The 15016-nt window shown below is 71.2% G+C and carries 15 protein-coding genes; 5 read left to right on the forward strand and 10 right to left on the reverse strand.

Annotation, left to right across the window (positions count from 1 at the left end; genetic code table 11):
* Positions 1-103: 103 nt before the first annotated feature.
* Entirely contained in the window at positions 104-1687 is a 1584-nt protein-coding gene (locus tag AC07DO_RS21640) for an InlB B-repeat-containing protein (RefSeq protein WP_479061770.1), read from the reverse strand.
* A 288-nt stretch (positions 1688-1975) separates the two neighbouring features.
* On the opposite strand from AC07DO_RS21640, the gene AC07DO_RS21645 reads away from it, so the two are divergent.
* Positions 1976-5335, forward strand: a complete 3360-nt coding sequence (locus tag AC07DO_RS21645; RefSeq protein ID WP_479061772.1) for a S8 family peptidase — start codon at positions 1976-1978, stop codon at positions 5333-5335.
* A gap of 40 nt (positions 5336-5375) precedes the next feature.
* Here AC07DO_RS21645 and AC07DO_RS21650 read toward each other — a convergent pair whose 3' ends face one another.
* The gene (locus AC07DO_RS21650) at positions 5376-5762 is read right to left on the reverse strand and encodes a VOC family protein (protein ID WP_479061773.1); all 387 of its coding nucleotides are present in this window, start codon (positions 5760-5762) and stop codon (positions 5376-5378) included.
* A 136-nt stretch (positions 5763-5898) separates the two neighbouring features.
* Positions 5899-6951 (reverse strand): NAD(P)-dependent alcohol dehydrogenase, encoded by a 1053-nt coding sequence (locus AC07DO_RS21655; protein WP_479061774.1) that lies wholly within the window; start codon positions 6949-6951, stop codon positions 5899-5901.
* A 137-nt stretch (positions 6952-7088) separates the two neighbouring features.
* Between AC07DO_RS21655 and AC07DO_RS21660 the strand changes: the two genes are divergently transcribed.
* Both AC07DO_RS21660 and AC07DO_RS21665 read left to right on the forward strand, forming a co-directional pair.
* Positions 7089-7982 (forward strand): helix-turn-helix transcriptional regulator, encoded by an 894-nt coding sequence (locus AC07DO_RS21660; RefSeq protein ID WP_479061775.1) that lies wholly within the window; start codon positions 7089-7091, stop codon positions 7980-7982.
* 71 nt (positions 7983-8053) lie between these two features.
* On the forward strand, positions 8054-8464 hold the full coding sequence (locus tag AC07DO_RS21665; RefSeq protein ID WP_479061777.1) for a helix-turn-helix domain-containing protein: 411 nt from the start codon (positions 8054-8056) through the stop codon (positions 8462-8464).
* 32 nt (positions 8465-8496) lie between these two features.
* Here the strand turns inward: AC07DO_RS21665 and AC07DO_RS21670 are convergent, their stop codons facing one another.
* Both AC07DO_RS21670 and AC07DO_RS21675 read right to left on the reverse strand, forming a co-directional pair.
* Positions 8497-9243, reverse strand: coding sequence for a ClpP family protease (locus AC07DO_RS21670; RefSeq protein ID WP_479061779.1), 747 nt, complete (start codon positions 9241-9243; stop codon positions 8497-8499).
* Positions 9125-9772: a ClpP family protease gene (locus AC07DO_RS21675; RefSeq protein WP_479061780.1), complete on the reverse strand. Its 648-nt coding sequence runs from the start codon at positions 9770-9772 to the stop codon at positions 9125-9127. Before AC07DO_RS21675 ends, AC07DO_RS21670 begins: the two co-directional genes overlap by 119 nt.
* 160 nt (positions 9773-9932) lie before the next feature.
* On the opposite strand from AC07DO_RS21675, the gene AC07DO_RS21680 reads away from it, so the two are divergent.
* Positions 9933-10388 carry a hypothetical protein gene (locus AC07DO_RS21680; RefSeq protein WP_479061781.1) on the forward strand — a complete coding sequence of 152 codons (456 nt, stop codon included), beginning with the start codon at positions 9933-9935 and terminating at the stop codon, positions 10386-10388.
* A 28-nt stretch (positions 10389-10416) separates the two neighbouring features.
* On the opposite strand, the gene msrA is transcribed toward AC07DO_RS21680, so the two are convergent.
* Entirely contained in the window at positions 10417-11079 is a 663-nt protein-coding gene (gene msrA, locus AC07DO_RS21685) for a peptide-methionine (S)-S-oxide reductase MsrA (protein WP_479061783.1), read from the reverse strand.
* 97 nt (positions 11080-11176) lie between these two features.
* On the reverse strand, positions 11177-12295 hold the full coding sequence (locus tag AC07DO_RS21690; protein WP_479061785.1) for a hypothetical protein: 1119 nt from the start codon (positions 12293-12295) through the stop codon (positions 11177-11179).
* Between the two features lie 101 nt (positions 12296-12396).
* On the opposite strand from AC07DO_RS21690, the gene AC07DO_RS21695 reads away from it, so the two are divergent.
* Positions 12397-13551, forward strand: coding sequence for a cystathionine gamma-synthase (locus tag AC07DO_RS21695; protein ID WP_479061787.1), 1155 nt, complete (start codon positions 12397-12399; stop codon positions 13549-13551).
* Between the two features lie 12 nt (positions 13552-13563).
* Here the strand turns inward: AC07DO_RS21695 and AC07DO_RS21700 are convergent, their stop codons facing one another.
* From AC07DO_RS21700 to AC07DO_RS21710, 3 genes are all read right to left on the reverse strand, one after another.
* Positions 13564-13815, reverse strand: a complete 252-nt coding sequence (locus AC07DO_RS21700) for a hypothetical protein (protein ID WP_479061789.1) — start codon at positions 13813-13815, stop codon at positions 13564-13566.
* Positions 13812-14294, reverse strand: coding sequence for a sigma factor-like helix-turn-helix DNA-binding protein (locus AC07DO_RS21705; protein WP_479061790.1), 483 nt, complete (start codon positions 14292-14294; stop codon positions 13812-13814). Before AC07DO_RS21705 ends, AC07DO_RS21700 begins: the two co-directional genes overlap by 4 nt.
* A gap of 64 nt (positions 14295-14358) precedes the next feature.
* Complete coding sequence (locus AC07DO_RS21710) at positions 14359-14877, reverse strand: MarR family winged helix-turn-helix transcriptional regulator (protein ID WP_471425242.1); 519 nt, start codon at positions 14875-14877, stop codon at positions 14359-14361.
* Positions 14878-15016 lie beyond the last annotated feature (139 nt).

Here is a 15016-nt window from a genome sequence, read left to right on the forward strand (position 1 = left end):
TAGGTGATCGACCCACCCCCCCCCCCCCCCCCCCCCCCCCCCCCCCCCCCCCCCCCCCCCCCCCCCCCCCCCCCCCCCCCCCCCCCGCTTCCGTACCCGGCTCTCACGCCCCGGCCGGCGTGAAGACCGCGCTGACCTTGTACGGGCGGTCCATCGTCATCGTCACGTTCTCGTCAGTGATCTCATGCCGCTTGCCGTCGACGATCCAGGCGCTGACGCGGTAGCCGGCGGCGGGTTTCGCCGTGACGCCCACCGTGGTGCCGGGGGTGTAGGGCCCGTAGACGGTGGGACGTACCGTGCCGTTCGGGCTCGCGTCGAGCGTGAGCCGGTGCCGGGCGCGGGTCGCCTTCAGCGTGCGGTAGCCCGCGACGACGGGGGCGGACCTGCGGGCCAGCGCGGCGTTGTTGTTGTTCTCGTCGCCCAGGGGCTGGCCTTCGACGCTGTTCTCGGTGTTCGAGTACTGGTTGACGGGCTTGCAGGGTTTCCCGCAGCTCTGCGCGTACGCCATCACGGTGTGGTGGTCGCGGCGCGGGGTGATCCATCCGGTGCCGCTGGGGGAGTTGAGGAGCTCGCTGTAGCTGCCCGGGGCCGCCTGCCGGTCGAGTGTGATGCGGTCGTGGAACAGGCCCAGATTGTGGCCGAGTTCGTGCCCGAGGTTGTACCACTCGCTGAGGGACTGGACGTCGACGGCCGAGTACGCGAGCTCGTCGTCGAACTGGCCCTTCGTGGGCAGGCTGGCCTGGCCCGACGAGCCGACGGGGACGTCGTTGACGACGGTGACCAGGTCGACGCCGAGCTCGTCGCGCTTGCGGTGCGCGGTCGCGCCCAGCTCCCGGTCCCGCGGGTCGGAGAGCTTCTCGAGCATGTCGGCGGCCGTCTGGTCGCCGCTGTACCCGGTGTCGTACGTGTCGACGATGTCGATCCTGGCCGCGACGTTGCTGTCCGCCAGGGCCTGGTTCATGTAGGACTCGGCCATCCGGATGCGGGCCGCCATCGCCGGCTCGCCGCCGACGCGGCGTACCGCGGGAGGCGTGTACCCGGCGAGGACGTCGATGACGACCGGGGCGGCCGGATCGGCCGGGTCGCGATGCGTGAGGGAGTCGTGCAGGTCGCGGGCGGCGCGGTCGTCGAGGGCGCCATTGTCGGCGGCGGGGCGGCGGCGCGCGCCCGGGTCCTCCTCCGTGATCCGCAGGCGCGGGCGCTCGCCGGGCAGGGTGGTGAGGTGGTACGTGCGCGTGCCCAGGTCGATCATGGCGTCGACGACGGGCCCGCGCCGGACGGGACGGGTCTCCACGGCGGGACGGGTGCTCTTCGCGGGCCGGCACACGTGGCTCGCCGAGATCACCGCCTGCTGGTCGGGCGCCCCCTTGACGTGACCGGACCACGTGACGGTGTCCCCGTCCGCCGAGCGGCCGTCCTGGACGAGGGTGATCCGCACGCCGCGGAAGAGGTCGAGGGCGTGCTCGGTGGCCCGGCCGAAGCCGCCGGACGCGCACAGCCACTGGTAGTCGGCGACGTCGAGGGCGACGGTGCGCTCCCGCAGGACGTCCTTCTCGTTCGCGGACGGGCGCGGGCCCGACGGATGGGGTTCGGCCACCGCTGCGGCCGTGGACAGGGTGAGGGCGGCGGCACAGAGGCAGGCCAGCCGGATCGAGCCGCGGGGGCGCGAAGAGGGCGTCGGGATCATGGCGCTTGTCGTTCCACTGCGGGGGCGGGCGGCAACCGCGGGCCCGCGTACGTCACCCGAGCGCGCGGCCGCGGCACTCACACGGCTGCGTCCATTGCGGCGCGGGGAAATCGGGAAGGCGACGGTCCGTATTCCCGAATTGGCCGGATCCGGCCAATTGTCGTTAAGGCGTCATGAAATTCGGACAGCCTCAACTCTGTACTTCTGTCCCGCTATTGAGCGCGTGTTCGCCCCTCGGCATACTTCGTCGTCCGAGGGGCCGTAGCCCCTTAACCTCCAGGGGGAGACTTGCACAGACAAGTGAAGAGAGCGTGCGGAGCCAGTATCGCCGCGGCGGTCGCCGTGGCCCTCGCGGCGGGCATGACCAGCCCCGCGGCCGCGGACCCGGCATCCGCAGGACATCCGGTCGCGGCGGAGGGCGGGCTCGGCAAGGGCGCGGGCAAGGACCGCGTCACGCTGATCACCGGTGACCGTGCCGTCCTCGACGCCGAAGGCCGCGTGGTCGGAATGGACCGCGCCAAGGGCCGGGAACACATACCCGTACAGGTGCGGCGCAGCGGCGGACACACGCTGCTGATACCCGCCGACGCGCAGCGACTGATCGCCGACGGCACTCTCGACCAGCGCCTTTTCGACGTCACGGAGCTGAACAAGAAGCGCAACCGTGCGGCGCAGAAGAAGGCCCTCAAGGTCATCGTCGGCTACAAGGGCTCGGCCGCCGCGGCCAAGGCCGACGTCCGCGGCGCCGGTGACACCACCGTCCGCAGGAGCCTGAAGGCGCTGAACGCGGACGCGGTCAGCACGCCGAAGCAGGACGCGGGCGACCTGTGGGCCGCGCTCACCAGCGGCAAGGGAACCGCCCGCACCGCGGCGTCCGGCATCAGTCACGTCTGGTTCGACGGCGTCCGCAAGGCGAGCCTCGACAAGAGCGTCAAGCAGATCGGCGCAGACAAGGCGTGGGCCGCCGGGTACGACGGCAAGGGCGTCAAGATCGCCGTCCTGGACACCGGCGTCGACGCCACCCACCCGGACCTCAAGGACCAGGTGATCGCGGAGCGGAACTTCACGGAGTCCGCCGACGCCAAGGACCGCTACGGCCACGGCACGCACGTCGCGTCCATCGCGGCCGGCACGGGCGCCAAGTCCGGCGGGAAGTTCAAGGGCGTCGCACCCGGCGCCAAGATCCTCAACGGCAAGGTCCTCGGCGACGACGGCTACGGCGAGGACTCCGGCATCATCGCCGCCATGGACTGGGCGGCATCCGAGGGCGCCGACGTCGTCAACCTGAGCCTCGGCGGCTCCGACGCCCCCGGCATCGACCCGCTCGAAGCGCAGGTCGACAAGGTCTCCAAGGACAAGGGCATCCTCTTCGCGATCGCCGCGGGCAACGACGGCGCGCCCGGTTCGGTCGGCTCGCCGGGCAGCGCGGACGCCGCCCTCACCGTCGGCGCGGTCGACGACAACGACAAGCTGGCGGACTTCTCCAGCCAGGGCCCGCGGGTCGGTGACGGCGCGATCAAGCCCGACGTGACCGCGCCCGGCGTGGACATCACGGCCGCCGCGGCACCCGGCTCGGTCATCGAGAAGGAGGTCGGCCAGAACCCCGAGGGCTATCTGACGATCTCCGGTACGTCGATGGCGACCCCGCACGCCGCGGGCGCCGCCGCCCTGCTCAAGCAGCAGCACCCGGACTGGAAGTACACGGAGCTGAAGGGCGCGCTCACCGGCTCCACCAAGGGCGGCAACTACACCGCGTTCCAGCAGGGTTCGGGACGCATCGCCGTCGACAGGGCCATCAAGCAGACCGTGATCGCCGACCCGGTGTCGGTGAGCTTCGGCACGCAGCAGTGGCCGCACACCGACGACAAGCCGGTCACCAAGAAGGTCACCTACCGGAACCTCGGCAAGGACGAGGTCACCCTCGACCTGACCGTGTCCGCCACCGACCCGAAGGGCCGTCCCGCCCCCGCCGGCTTCTTCACCCTCGGCGCGAAGAAGGTCACCGTCCCCGCGGGCGGCACCACCTCCGTCGACCTGACGGCCGACTCCAAGCTGGGCGGCACGGTCGACGGCTCGTACTCCGCGTACGTCGTGGCGGAGGGCGGCGGCCAGTCCGTGCGCACCGCGGCGGCGGTCGACCGCGAGGTGGAGTCGTACGACGTCACGGTCAAGCACCTCGGCCGTGACGGCCAGCCGACGAAGCACTACATGGACTCGTTCGTCGGCCTCACCGGCGGCGCCAGGGGCACGGACCTGAGCCGGTACGACCCGTCCGGCACCGTCAAGCTCCGCGTGCCCAAGGGCAGTTACGTCCTCGACGCGAACGTCGCCGTTGACCTCGCGGACCTCGGCAAGGGCCTCGACTGGCTCGCCAAGCCGAAGGTGGACGTCACCAAGAACACCACGGTGACGGTGGACGCGCGGACGGCCAAGCCGGTCGACATCACCGTGCCCGCGACCGACCTCAAGGGTGTCCTCGCCGCTCCCGACTACACGGTCGAGACGCCGGACTTTGCCGCCGGCTTCGGCTGGCTGATGGACGAGTACAAGAACTTCCGCACCGGCGCCATCGGTGCCGCCCCGACCGGCGTCAAGCTCAGCCAGACATGGCCCGCCGTCTGGACCAAGGGCGACAACACCGAGTACAACGTGCTCTCCGGCGGCGCGGTGAAGCACGTCGCCACCGGTTACACCAAGCACTACAAGGCGGCCGACCTGGCCACGGTCAAGGCCGGGCTCGGCGCGGCCGCGAGCGGCAAGACGGGCTCGCTGCGCGCCTCCGGCGAACTGCCCGCCGTCAGCGGCGGCTGGTCCGTCAGCGTGCCGACGAAGCTGCCGACCGAGCGCAGGCTGTACGTGTCCACGGGCGACAAGGTCAAGTGGGGCCTGGAGTTCGAGCAGAACGGTCCGCCGGACCCGTCCGACCCGGACGCGTGGCCGACTCTTGAGGCCGCCTACACGCTGGGTGCCGCGCAGACCTTCAAGCCGGGCGCGACCTACGAGAAGACGTTCAACACGGCTGTCTTCGGCCCGCGCATCGGCGGCGCGTACGGCGTCCACCGGCGCGGCAACGAGATCGTGGGCAGTCTCCCCGTCTTCGCCGACGGCCAGAACCACTCGGGCTACTCGCTCTACACGTCGGTGAAGACGACGCTGACCCGCAACGGCACGCAGATCGGCGAGAACACCGACCCGCTGACCGGCGAGAAGCCGTTCAAGGTGCCGTCGGCCGACGCCGCGTACAAGCTGTCGACGTCCGTGAAGCGCAGCGTCAAGGTGGGCGCGGCCTCCACGCGCGTCGACGCGAGCTTCAGCTTCCGCTCCAAGAAGGTCGACGAGGCGAAGCTGCCGGTCTCCACGGTCCGGTTCGGTGCGAAGACCGGCCTGGACAGCCGGGTGAAGGCCGACGTGAAGCAGTCCGTGCCGGTGACGGTCCAGGGCGCGGCCGCAGGATCGAACCTCAAGTCCCTTGCCGTGTACGTCTCCTACGACTACGGCCAGACCTGGAAGAAGGCCACGGTCACCAACGGCAAGATCTCCGTGAAGAACCCCGCGAAGAACAAGGCGATCTCGTTCCACGCCAAGATCGCGGACAAGAAGGGCAACAAGTCGACGCTGTCGATCTACAACGCGTTCTACGCGAAGTAACGGCACCCACGCGTTGACGCCTGACGGCGTCGGGGGCGGCTCAGCCCCCGGCGCCGTACGGCCTGGTGATGATCTCCAGGTTGTGGCCGTCCGGATCATCCCAGTAGACGCCGCGGCCGCCGTCGTTCGTGTTGGTCTCGTTGGCGCGCCGGTGGTACGGGTCGGCCCAGTAGGGGAGGCCGCGGCTCTTGATGCGGCCGAAGATCTCGTCGAACTCGTCCTCGGAGACGAGGAAGGCGTAGTGCTGGGGCACGAACGGGCCGCTGTCGCCGTCGTAGTAGTCGAGGGTCACGCCGTTGGGGATCTCCACCGGGATGAAGGGGCCGTACTGGGGGCCCACCTTCAGGCCGAGGATGTCCGCGAGGAACTGTGCGGACGCCTTCTTGTCCCGTGCCGAGACGATGGTGTGGTTGAGCTCGATCGACATCGTGCGACCTCCCGGTCTGCCGGTCCTGCCGTTGTCCGGTTCCGGGAACCACGGTAGGACCCCCGGGCCCGGCGACGTATCGGTCGCCGGGCCCGCCGTGGTGCGTCGTAGGGCCTAGGACCAGGCCGCGGACGCGTCAGATCGTCTCGGTGTCGATCACGAAGCGGTAGCGCACGTCGCTGGCGAGGACCCGCTCGTACGCCTCGTTGATCTGGTCGGCACGGATCAGCTCGATCTCCGAGCCGAGCCCGTGCGCCGCGCAGAAGTCCAGCATCTCCTGGGTCTCCTGGATGCCGCCGATCATGGAGCCCGCGAGGGTCTTGCCGCCGGCGATCACCGAGAAGAGGTTGAGGGAGACCGGCTCCTCCGGGGCGCCGACGTTCACAAAGGCGCCCTCCGAGCGCAGCAGGCCCAGGTACTTGTCCAGCGGGAGCGGCGCGGACACCGTCGAGAGGATCACGTCGAAGGAGCCCGCGAGCTGCTCGAAGGTGGCCTCGTCGCTGGTCGCGTAGTAGTGCTCGGCGCCAAGACGCAGGCCGTCGTCCTTCTTGCGCAGGGACTGCGAGAGCACGGTCACCTCGGCGCCCATGGCGTGCGCGATCTTGACGGCCATGTGACCGAGACCGCCGAGGCCCACCACGGCGACCTTCCTGCCGGGGCCCGCGTTCCAGCGCTTGAGCGGGGAGTACGTGGTGATGCCGGCGCACAGCAGCGGCGCGGCCACGTCGAGGGAGAGCCCGTCGGGGATGCGGACGGTGAACGCCTCGTCCACGACGATGTGCGTGGAGTAGCCGCCGTAGGTCGGCTCGCCGTCCTTGCCGAGCCCGTTGTACGTCGGGACGTTGCCCCGCACGCAGTACTGCTCGAGGCCCGCCTTGCAGTTCTCGCACTCGCGGCAGGAGTCGACCATGCAGCCGACCCCGACGCGGTCACCCACGGTGAACCTGGTGACACCGGGGCCGACCTCGGTGACGACACCGGCGATCTCGTGGCCGGGCACCATCGGGTAGATGCCCTCGCCCCAGCCGTCGCGGGCCTGGTGGATGTCCGAGTGGCAGATACCGGCGTACTTGATGTCGATCAGGACGTCGAACTCGCCGACGGCGCGGCGCGGCACGGTGGTCCGCTCCAGGGGCGCCTCGGGGGCGGGAGCGGCGTAGGCGGAAACAGTGGTGATCTGCTCAGTCATGTCATCGAGGCTGCCACCGACCTGCGGTGTCACCCAGACACCCGTTCTGCCTACGACCACTGTGCCTACCACTGGCGGGGACAGGCTCCCGGGCATACGCCCCTGGATACCGGCCTGCGAGCCTGGATACTGGAAACATGGACGAGAACCCCGCGCTCCTCGACAGTCGGGCGGAGCTGAGCGAATTCCTGCGCACCCGCAGGGCGCGGCTGCAGCCCCAGGACGTCGGCCTGCCGAACTTCGGACGGCACCGCAGGGTGCCCGGCCTGCGCCGCGAGGAGCTCGCCCAGCTCGCCGGGGTCTCCGTCGCCTACTACACCCGGCTCGAACAGGGCAACGGCCGCAACGTCTCCGGCGAGGTGCTCGACGCCATCGCGCGTGCCCTGCGCCTGACCGACGCCGAGCACGCCCACCTCACGCGGCTCGCGAAGCCGAAGACGCTCAAGAAGAAGCGGGCGGCGCGCCAGCAGCACATGCGGCCCGCGCTGCAACAGCTCCTCGACTCCATCCAGTCCGTGCCCGCGTACGTGGTGGGCCGCCGCACGGACATCCTCGGCTGGAACGCGCTCGCCGCGGCGCTCTTCGGCGACTGGGGCGAGCTCGTGCCGGCCGACCGGAACTGGGCGCGCATCTGCTTCCTCGACCCGCGCTCGCGGGACCTGTTCGTGAACTGGGAGCAGAAGGCGTCGGACATCGTCAGTTACCTGCGCATGGATGCGGGCTGCTACCCCAACGACCCCGAGCTGTCCTCCCTGGTCGGCGAACTCTCCGTGAAGAGCGAGGAGTTCAGGAGCCTGTGGGCGACGCACGACGTCCGCGAGAAGGGGCACGGCGTCAAGCACATGCACCACCCGCTGGTGGGCGACCTGACGCTGTCCTTCGAGACGCTGCGGCTCCCGGACGACTGCGACCAGTCCCTGCTGATGTACCACGCGGAGCCGGACTCGGCGTCGGCCCAGGGCCTGCGGCTGCTCGCCAGCTGGGGCCGGGACGCGTCGGCGGTGGGCTCGTCTCCGACGTCGCAGAAGTGACGCGGCCGATTTCGCGGGAGGCGGAACGCTCCACCCTGCGCCGACGGCCGTATGGCTCCTACGCTGGGGCGGTGAGCAACCAAGAGCGCCAGAAGGCGAACGAAGCCCGCGTCATCCACCTGCGCCCGGTGAAGGCGACGCCGACCGCGGCGGCGACCGCGGCGCCGACCTCTGCCCGGCCCACGGGGAAGAAGGAACCCCTCTGGCGCGACGTCGTCGGCGACGTCCTGCGCAGCGAGCGCCTCGCCCAGGAGCGCACGTTGAAGGACGTGGCGGACGCCGCCCGGATCTCCATGCCCTACCTCTCCGAGCTGGAGCGCGGCCGCAAGGAGGCCTCGTCCGAGGTCCTCGCGGCCGCCGCCCGCGCACTGGGCCTGGGCTTGCCCGACCTCCTCTCCCTGGCCCAGACGCGCCTGGCCGGCCTTCCCCGCGCGAGGTCGGCCAGGGCGTCGTTCCAGGGCGAGGTCCGCCTGGCGGCTTGACGGCCTCGTGGGCGGGCCGTGCCCGCCGTCGCTCAGGCGGCGGCGGGCAGGACCCGCCTGCTGAGCACCTGGTCCGCGAGCCCGTACGCCACCGCCTCCTGCGCGGTGAAGACCTTGTCGCGGTCCATGTCGGCGCGGAGCGTCGCGACGTCGTGGTGCGTGTGGTGGGCGAGCACCTCCTCCACCTGGGACCGGATCCTGACCATCTCCTTGGCCTGCAGACTGAGGTCGGACACGGTCCCCTGCCGGCCGCGGCTCGCGGGCTGGCCGAGCAGCACGCGCGCGTGGTCCAGCACGAACCGCCGTCCCGGGTCGCCGCCGGCGAGCAGCACGGCGGCCGTCGACGCGGCCTGGCCGACACAGAACGTCGAGATGGGCGCGGTGATGAAGCTCATCGTGTCGTAGATGGCCATGAGCGAAGTGAAGGATCCGCCGGGCGAGTTGATGTAGATGGAGACCTCGCGCTCCGGGGCGGACGACTCGAGGTGCAGCAGCTGCGCGATGACGACGTTGGCGACTCCGTCGTCGATCTCCGTCCCGAGGAAGATGATCCGTTCCGACAGCAGCCGGCTGTAGACGTCGTACGCCCGCTCGCCGCCCTGCGGAGTGCGCTCGACGACGGTGGGAATGGTGTACTGGCTCATCGCTTCGTCCCCCTCCTCAGATTCCGAGCCCGATACGGCGCTTCGACCCCGCGGGCCGCACGTCCTCCAGCGACGCGACCACGTGGTCGACCATCCCGTACTCCTTGGCCTGCTCCGCGGTGAACCACCGGTCACGGTCGCCGTCCCGCGAGACCGTCTCCTCGCTCTGCCCGGTGTGCTCGGCGGTGAGCCGCTCGATGGTCCGCTTCGTGAACTCCAGGTTCTCGGCCTGAATGGCGATGTCCGCGGTGGTGCCGCCGATGCCGGCGGAGGGCTGGTGCATCATGATCCGCGCGTTGGGCAGCGCGAACCGCTTGCCGTGCGTGCCGACGCTGAGCAGGAACTGCCCCATGCTCGCGGCGAAACCCATGGCCAGCGTGGCCACGTCGTTCGGGATGAGCCGCATGGTGTCGTAGATGGCGAGTCCGGCGGTGACGGACCCGCCGGGGCTGTTGATGTACAGACTGATGTCGGTCTTCGGGTCCTCCGCGGACAGCAACAGCATCTGCGCGCACACGCGGTTGGCGGACACCTCGTCGACCTGCGTCCCGAGCATCACGATCCGCTGGTTGAGCAGCTGCGCGGCGAGGTGATCGTCGAACCGCGACGGAGCGGTGTCCCCGTCCTCACCCCGCACGTCCCGCTCCCTGCCCCGTACTCCCATGACGCCTCCCAAGTCCCCGGAACGAAGCCCAACGCCCCGCTCCGCCCTCACTGTTGCCCGCGCCGAAGGCACCTGTCAGAAATCTCGGCCCGTGGCAGATTCGCTGAGGGCAGAGGGGCGGGGGCGATAAGGTCCTGGCCTCATGGAGTGGCTGTCGCCGGTGAGTACGCTGCTGGGCGCGGGAATCGGCGTCGGCGCCACGCTCCTGGCCGACCGGAGCCGGTGGCGACGCGAGAGCCGGGAACGCGAGACGGCGACACGGCGCCAGCTCTACGCCGAGTACACCGCGGCCCTCTCCCGCGTCCGCACGGCGCTGCACGAAGCGGCGCGGGCCACGGACGGCCCCCGGCCGGGCAGCGCGGAGCACGCGCGCGAGGTACGCGACCGCTTCCTGGCGCCGGGCGCCTACGAGATCCGCCACCAACTGGCGATCACCGCCCCGCCCCACGTCGTCGCGGCCGCCAGATCCGCCTTCATCGCCCTGCGAACGACACGGGACCGCGTCCTCGAAGGTGTGACGGCCGACAGCGAGGCCTACGAGGAACTCGAGGCGGCGAACGACGCGGCCGTCGCGGAACTGCGCCGCGTGATGCGACGTGACCTCGGGGTCGACTGAGGGTGCCGATGCGGACCGCTGCCTGGGGTCAGCCGTCGGCCCGGGCCACGCCGATCGGGCAGGAGACGCCCGTGCCGCCGATGCCGCAGTAGCCGTCGGGGTTCTTGTCCAGGTATTGCTGGTGGTATGCCTCCGCCGGCCAGAACGTGCGGTCCGCCGCCGGGAGGACCGTCGTCGTGATCGTGCCGTGGCCCGAGGCCGTCAGGACCCGCTGGTACGCCGCCAGGGACGCCTTCGCCGTCTCCTCCTGCTCGGGGGAGTGCGTGTAGATCGCCGAGCGGTACTGCGTGCCGACGTCGTTGCCCTGGCGGAAGCCCTGCGTGGGGTTGTGGGACTCCCAGAACAGCTTCAGGAGCTCGGCGTACGTGACCTTGGACGGGTCGAAGACGACGCGGACCGCCTCCGTGTGGCCGGTCAGGCCGGAGCACACCTCTTCGTAGGAGGGGTTTTCCGTGTAACCGCCCTGGTAGCCGACGTACGTCGTCCAGACGCCCTCGGTCTGCCAGAACTTGCGCTCCGCACCCCAGAAGCAGCCAAGGGCGAAGTCCGCGACCTCCAGGCCCTCGGGGTAGGGGCCGAGCAGCGGGTTGCCGAGGACCGCGTGGTGCGAGGGGACCTCGAATTCCGGGGTCGCCCGGCCCTTGAGGGCCTGCTCGGCGGTGGGGAGCTCGGGCGTGCGGCCGAAGATCATGCGGTCTCTCCTCGTGCGTGACTGGGGTCTACCCCGTCAACGTAGGGAAGGGGTGACGCATTCCGGCCGGGCGGTCGCGCCGCCGGGGCGGCCGTGCTCAGTGCGGGAGCGTCGCCGGGCTGCCGCCGTTCGCCTCGTACCCCGCGACCGCCAGCGCGCGGTACACCGCGTAGTCCGAAGCGGGGTCCTCGGAGAGCGTCCAGGGCAGCGCCCCCACGTGGCCGTCCACGTGCACCAGCTGGTTCATCGCCTCAGACCAGCGCTGGCAGCGCACCAGGAAGAAGACCAGGAGGTGCCGGACGTGCGCCAGCATCGGGTCGTCCGCGCGCGCGGAGTGCACCGCGAACAGCGCACCCTCGACGGCCTTGGTGACGACCTCGCTCTCGTAGAACCCGCGCACGAGGTTGACCTCGGGCAGGTGCTCGTAGACGGCGAAGAGGGGGAGCGCCGCGAGCAGGGAGCCGCGGGGCGCGCGGGCCGCCGCGGCCTCCGCGAAGCCATACGCCAGATCGCGCGAGCCGTGCCACTTCTCGCACCAGTAGTGCAGCGCCGCGAGGTGCGCGCCCATGTGCGCGGGCGCACGGTCCAGGATCTTCAGCCACAGCTGCTCGAACTCCTCGCGGGAGTACGCGAGTCCGCGCGCGATGGAGAGCTCGATGATGTACGGGACGGGATCGCCGGGGGAGAGCAGCGCGGCCTGCGCGCACGCCTCCTTCGCCTCCTCCAGGATGATCCGGAACTCGTCCGTCCCCTGCTCCGCCGTGCGCCACGCCTGCTGCACGAGGAACTCCGCGTGCACCGCCGCGCCGCCCGCGTCCTTGGGCGTCTCGGCACGCCACACCCGCAGCCACTGCCCGCCCGGGCTGTCGCTGACGCCGCCGGGCCGCCGCTGCAGCTCCAGCGAGGCCGCGCCGGCGAAGGCCTGCACGCGCTGCCAGCGCCGCTCGCCGTGCGTCTCCGTGCCGGCGAGCAGCTGCGAGGCGGCCTTCCACTCCTGCGTGCGCTGCACCAGGTCGAGCACCTCGAGGAGATCCGCGTCCGGTCCGGGCATGCGGATGTCCAGCTCCTCCTGGCGGAGGAAGCCGTAATCGGCCGGGTCCGCGGCGTCCGGGGAGCCGGGGGCCACCTGCCGGATTCCGCCGCGCCTGCGCAGCAGTACGGGCCCCAGGACCGCACCGATCATGATCACCGCGAACAGGAACCAGAGAATCTCCATGAGACAAGCGAACCAGACGCGTCGGACAATTGGCCAACCTGCCGGGACGTACCCGGACCGACCCGGCAGAAGGGCCGGTGCGCGCACTACGCTCAGGCCGCATGAGTGACTCGCACAGCACGCAGAGCTTCGAAACCGTGGCCATCCACGCGGGCAACACCGCCGACCCCCTGACCGGCGCCGTCGTCCCGCCCATCTACCAGGTCTCGACCTACAAGCAGGACGGCGTCGGCGGGCTGCGCGGCGGCTACGAGTACAGCCGCAGCGCCAACCCGACGAGGACCGCCCTCGAAGAGAACCTGGCCGCACTGGAGGGCGGCCGCCGCGGACTCGCCTTCGCGTCCGGTCTCGCGGCCGAGGACTGCCTCCTCCGTACGCTGCTCAGCCCCGGTGATCACGTCGTCATCCCCAATGACGCGTACGGCGGCACCTTCCGGCTCTTCGCCAAGGTCGTCTCGCGGTGGGGCGTGGAGTGGTCGGTGGCCGACACCTCCGACCCGGAGGCGGTGCGCGCCGCGCTGACCGACCGCACGAAGGCGATCTGGGTGGAGACCCCCTCCAACCCGCTGCTCGGCATCACCGACATCACCGCGGTCGCGCAGATCGCCCGCGAGGCCGGCGTGCGTCTCGTCGTCGACAACACCTTCGCGAGCCCCTACCTCCAGCAGCCCCTCGCGCTCGGCGCGGACGTCGTCGTGCACTCCATGACGAAGTACATGGGCGGCCACTCGGACGTCGTCGGCGGGGCGCTCGTCGTCAACGACGCGGAGCTCGGCGAGGAGTTGGCGTACCACCAGAACGCGATGGGCGCCGTCGCCGGGCCCTTCGACGCCTGGCTGGTGCTGCGCGGCATCAAGACCCTCGCGGTGCGCATGGACCGGCACAGCGAGAACGCCACGAAGGTCACCGAGATGCTGACCCGCCACGCGCGCGTGAGCAGCGTTCTCTACCCGGGCCTTCCTGAGCACCCCGGTCACGAGGTCGCCGCCAAGCAGATGCGGTCCTTCGGCGGCATGGTGTCGTTCCGGGTCGAGGGCGGCGAGGAGGCGGCCGTCGAGGTCTGCAACCGGGCCGAGCTGTTCACCCTGGGCGAGTCCCTGGGCGGTGTCGAGTCCCTGATCGAGCACCCGGGCCGCATGACGCACGCCTCCGTGGTGGGCTCCGCCCTGGAGGTTCCCGGGGACCTCGTGCGGCTCTCCGTGGGCATCGAGTCGGCGGACGACCTCGTCGCCGACCTGCAGCAGGCCCTGGGCTAGCCCCGGCGCCGGTCACCAGCGCGTCAGGGGTGGAGTCGTGTCGGTCGGCGGCTCCACCCACGGCCGGGTGACGGACGCCCACACGACGAACGCCACCGCGGCGACGAACAGCAGCGTCCACAACGCCCGCCGCACCGCCGTACGGCGCCGCAGCGCCCGGCTGCCGCGCCGTACCGCGTCGTCGAGGAGTTCGGGCGGCACAACGGGCGTCGTGCCTTCCAGGATCCGCCGGATCGCCTCTTCCTTGCGCTCGTACTGGCTCATGACGGGGCCGCCCCGCTCAGGGCCCGGGACGGCGCGGGTCCGCGCGGCGGGTGCAGCACCGTCGCGATCGCGCGGGCGCAGATCACCCGGACCCGCTCGGCGGGCAGCCCGAGGAGCGCAGCCGTCTGCTCCTCCGCCACCCCCTCGTACATGCGCAGCACGAGAATCAGCCGCTCCTGGGGGCTCAGCAGGCCCAGGACCCCGCCGTGGCCGCGGTGGCGTCGCCAGGCCGCTCGTCCGAAGCGCAGGGCGACCTGCTGGCGGGTGCGGTCGTACGGGTCCTCGCCGCGCAGCCGGTCCCACGACGCGTACGTGTGGGCCAGCGCCGCGGTCAGCAGGACACGCGCGCGCGGGTTGTCGTCGGGGGGCTCGGCGGTGAGCAGCGTCGCGGCATGCAGGAGCCGCCCTGCCGCGCCCGCGACGAACGCCTCGAACTCCCGGGCACGGCGGGCGCTCTGGAGCGCCTGCCGTTCTCGCACCGCACCTCCCGGCCGGAAGGAAGGGGGGTCCCGGTCTCATATGAGGCCAGAGGCAGGGCCGGGGTCAAGACTCCGGAGTGGCCGAAACCTCTCCCACGGGTGCCGTCTGTGACGTCTGCCGCGCGGAGAGGGCGGAATTGAAGCGTGTGAGGAGCGCACAGAAGCTCTCGCGCTCCGCCGGGTCCCAGTCCTGCGTCAGCTCGGCCATCAGCTCGCGCCGCGAGGAGCGGACCTCGTCGAGTCTGGCCTGGCCGCGCGGCGACAGCTGGAGCACCACGGCGCGCCCGTCCTCGGGGTGCGAGGTGCGCTTGACGAGGCCGGTGTCGACGAGCGGCGCGACCTGCCGGGTCACCGTCGAGGAGTCGATGCCCATGCTCGCCGCGAGGGCCTTGACGCCCATCGGCCCCTCCTTGTCGAGGCGGTTGAGCAGCAGATACGCGGCGCGGTCCATGGAGTTGCGGACCTGGCCGACGCCGCCGAGACGGGTCTGCTCCGCGCGGCGGGCGAAGACCGCCACCTGATGTTGCAGGCTGTCCAGAAGGGCGGGATCGCTGGCGGTCGTCATGTCCGGAGTTGTGGGCATGGCCGGGGGCTCACTTCATGCGAGGGCGATGGGTTGGGGGCCAGGGTACGCGGCCGCGGCGCGTACCGTACCTGCGCTGCGCAAACCCACGCGAGAACGGTCTCGTTCCTTGGTCGTCCCAGGAGGACTCGGGCGTCGG

Source organism: Streptomyces sp. NPDC045678 (genome assembly GCF_056432085.1).

Excerpts from the sequence above, each read along its gene's own strand:
- AC07DO_RS21640 (WP_479061770.1), bottom strand. The coding sequence starts at position 1,687 with ATGATCCCGACGCCCTCTTCGCGCCCCCGCGGCTCGATCCGGCTGGCC.
- AC07DO_RS21650 (WP_479061773.1), bottom strand. The coding sequence starts at position 5,762 with ATGTCGATCGAGCTCAACCACACCATCGTCTCGGCACGGGACAAGAAG.
- AC07DO_RS21655 (WP_479061774.1), bottom strand. The coding sequence starts at position 6,951 with ATGACTGAGCAGATCACCACTGTTTCCGCCTACGCCGCTCCCGCCCCC.
- AC07DO_RS21660 (WP_479061775.1), top strand. The coding sequence starts at position 7,089 with ATGGACGAGAACCCCGCGCTCCTCGACAGTCGGGCGGAGCTGAGCGAA.
- AC07DO_RS21675 (WP_479061780.1), bottom strand. The coding sequence starts at position 9,772 with ATGGGAGTACGGGGCAGGGAGCGGGACGTGCGGGGTGAGGACGGGGAC.
- msrA (WP_479061783.1), bottom strand. The coding sequence starts at position 11,079 with ATGATCTTCGGCCGCACGCCCGAGCTCCCCACCGCCGAGCAGGCCCTC.
- AC07DO_RS21690 (WP_479061785.1), bottom strand. The coding sequence starts at position 12,295 with ATGGAGATTCTCTGGTTCCTGTTCGCGGTGATCATGATCGGTGCGGTC.
- AC07DO_RS21695 (WP_479061787.1), top strand. The coding sequence starts at position 12,397 with ATGAGTGACTCGCACAGCACGCAGAGCTTCGAAACCGTGGCCATCCAC.
- AC07DO_RS21700 (WP_479061789.1), bottom strand. The coding sequence starts at position 13,815 with ATGAGCCAGTACGAGCGCAAGGAAGAGGCGATCCGGCGGATCCTGGAA.
- AC07DO_RS21710 (WP_471425242.1), bottom strand. The coding sequence starts at position 14,877 with ATGCCCACAACTCCGGACATGACGACCGCCAGCGATCCCGCCCTTCTG.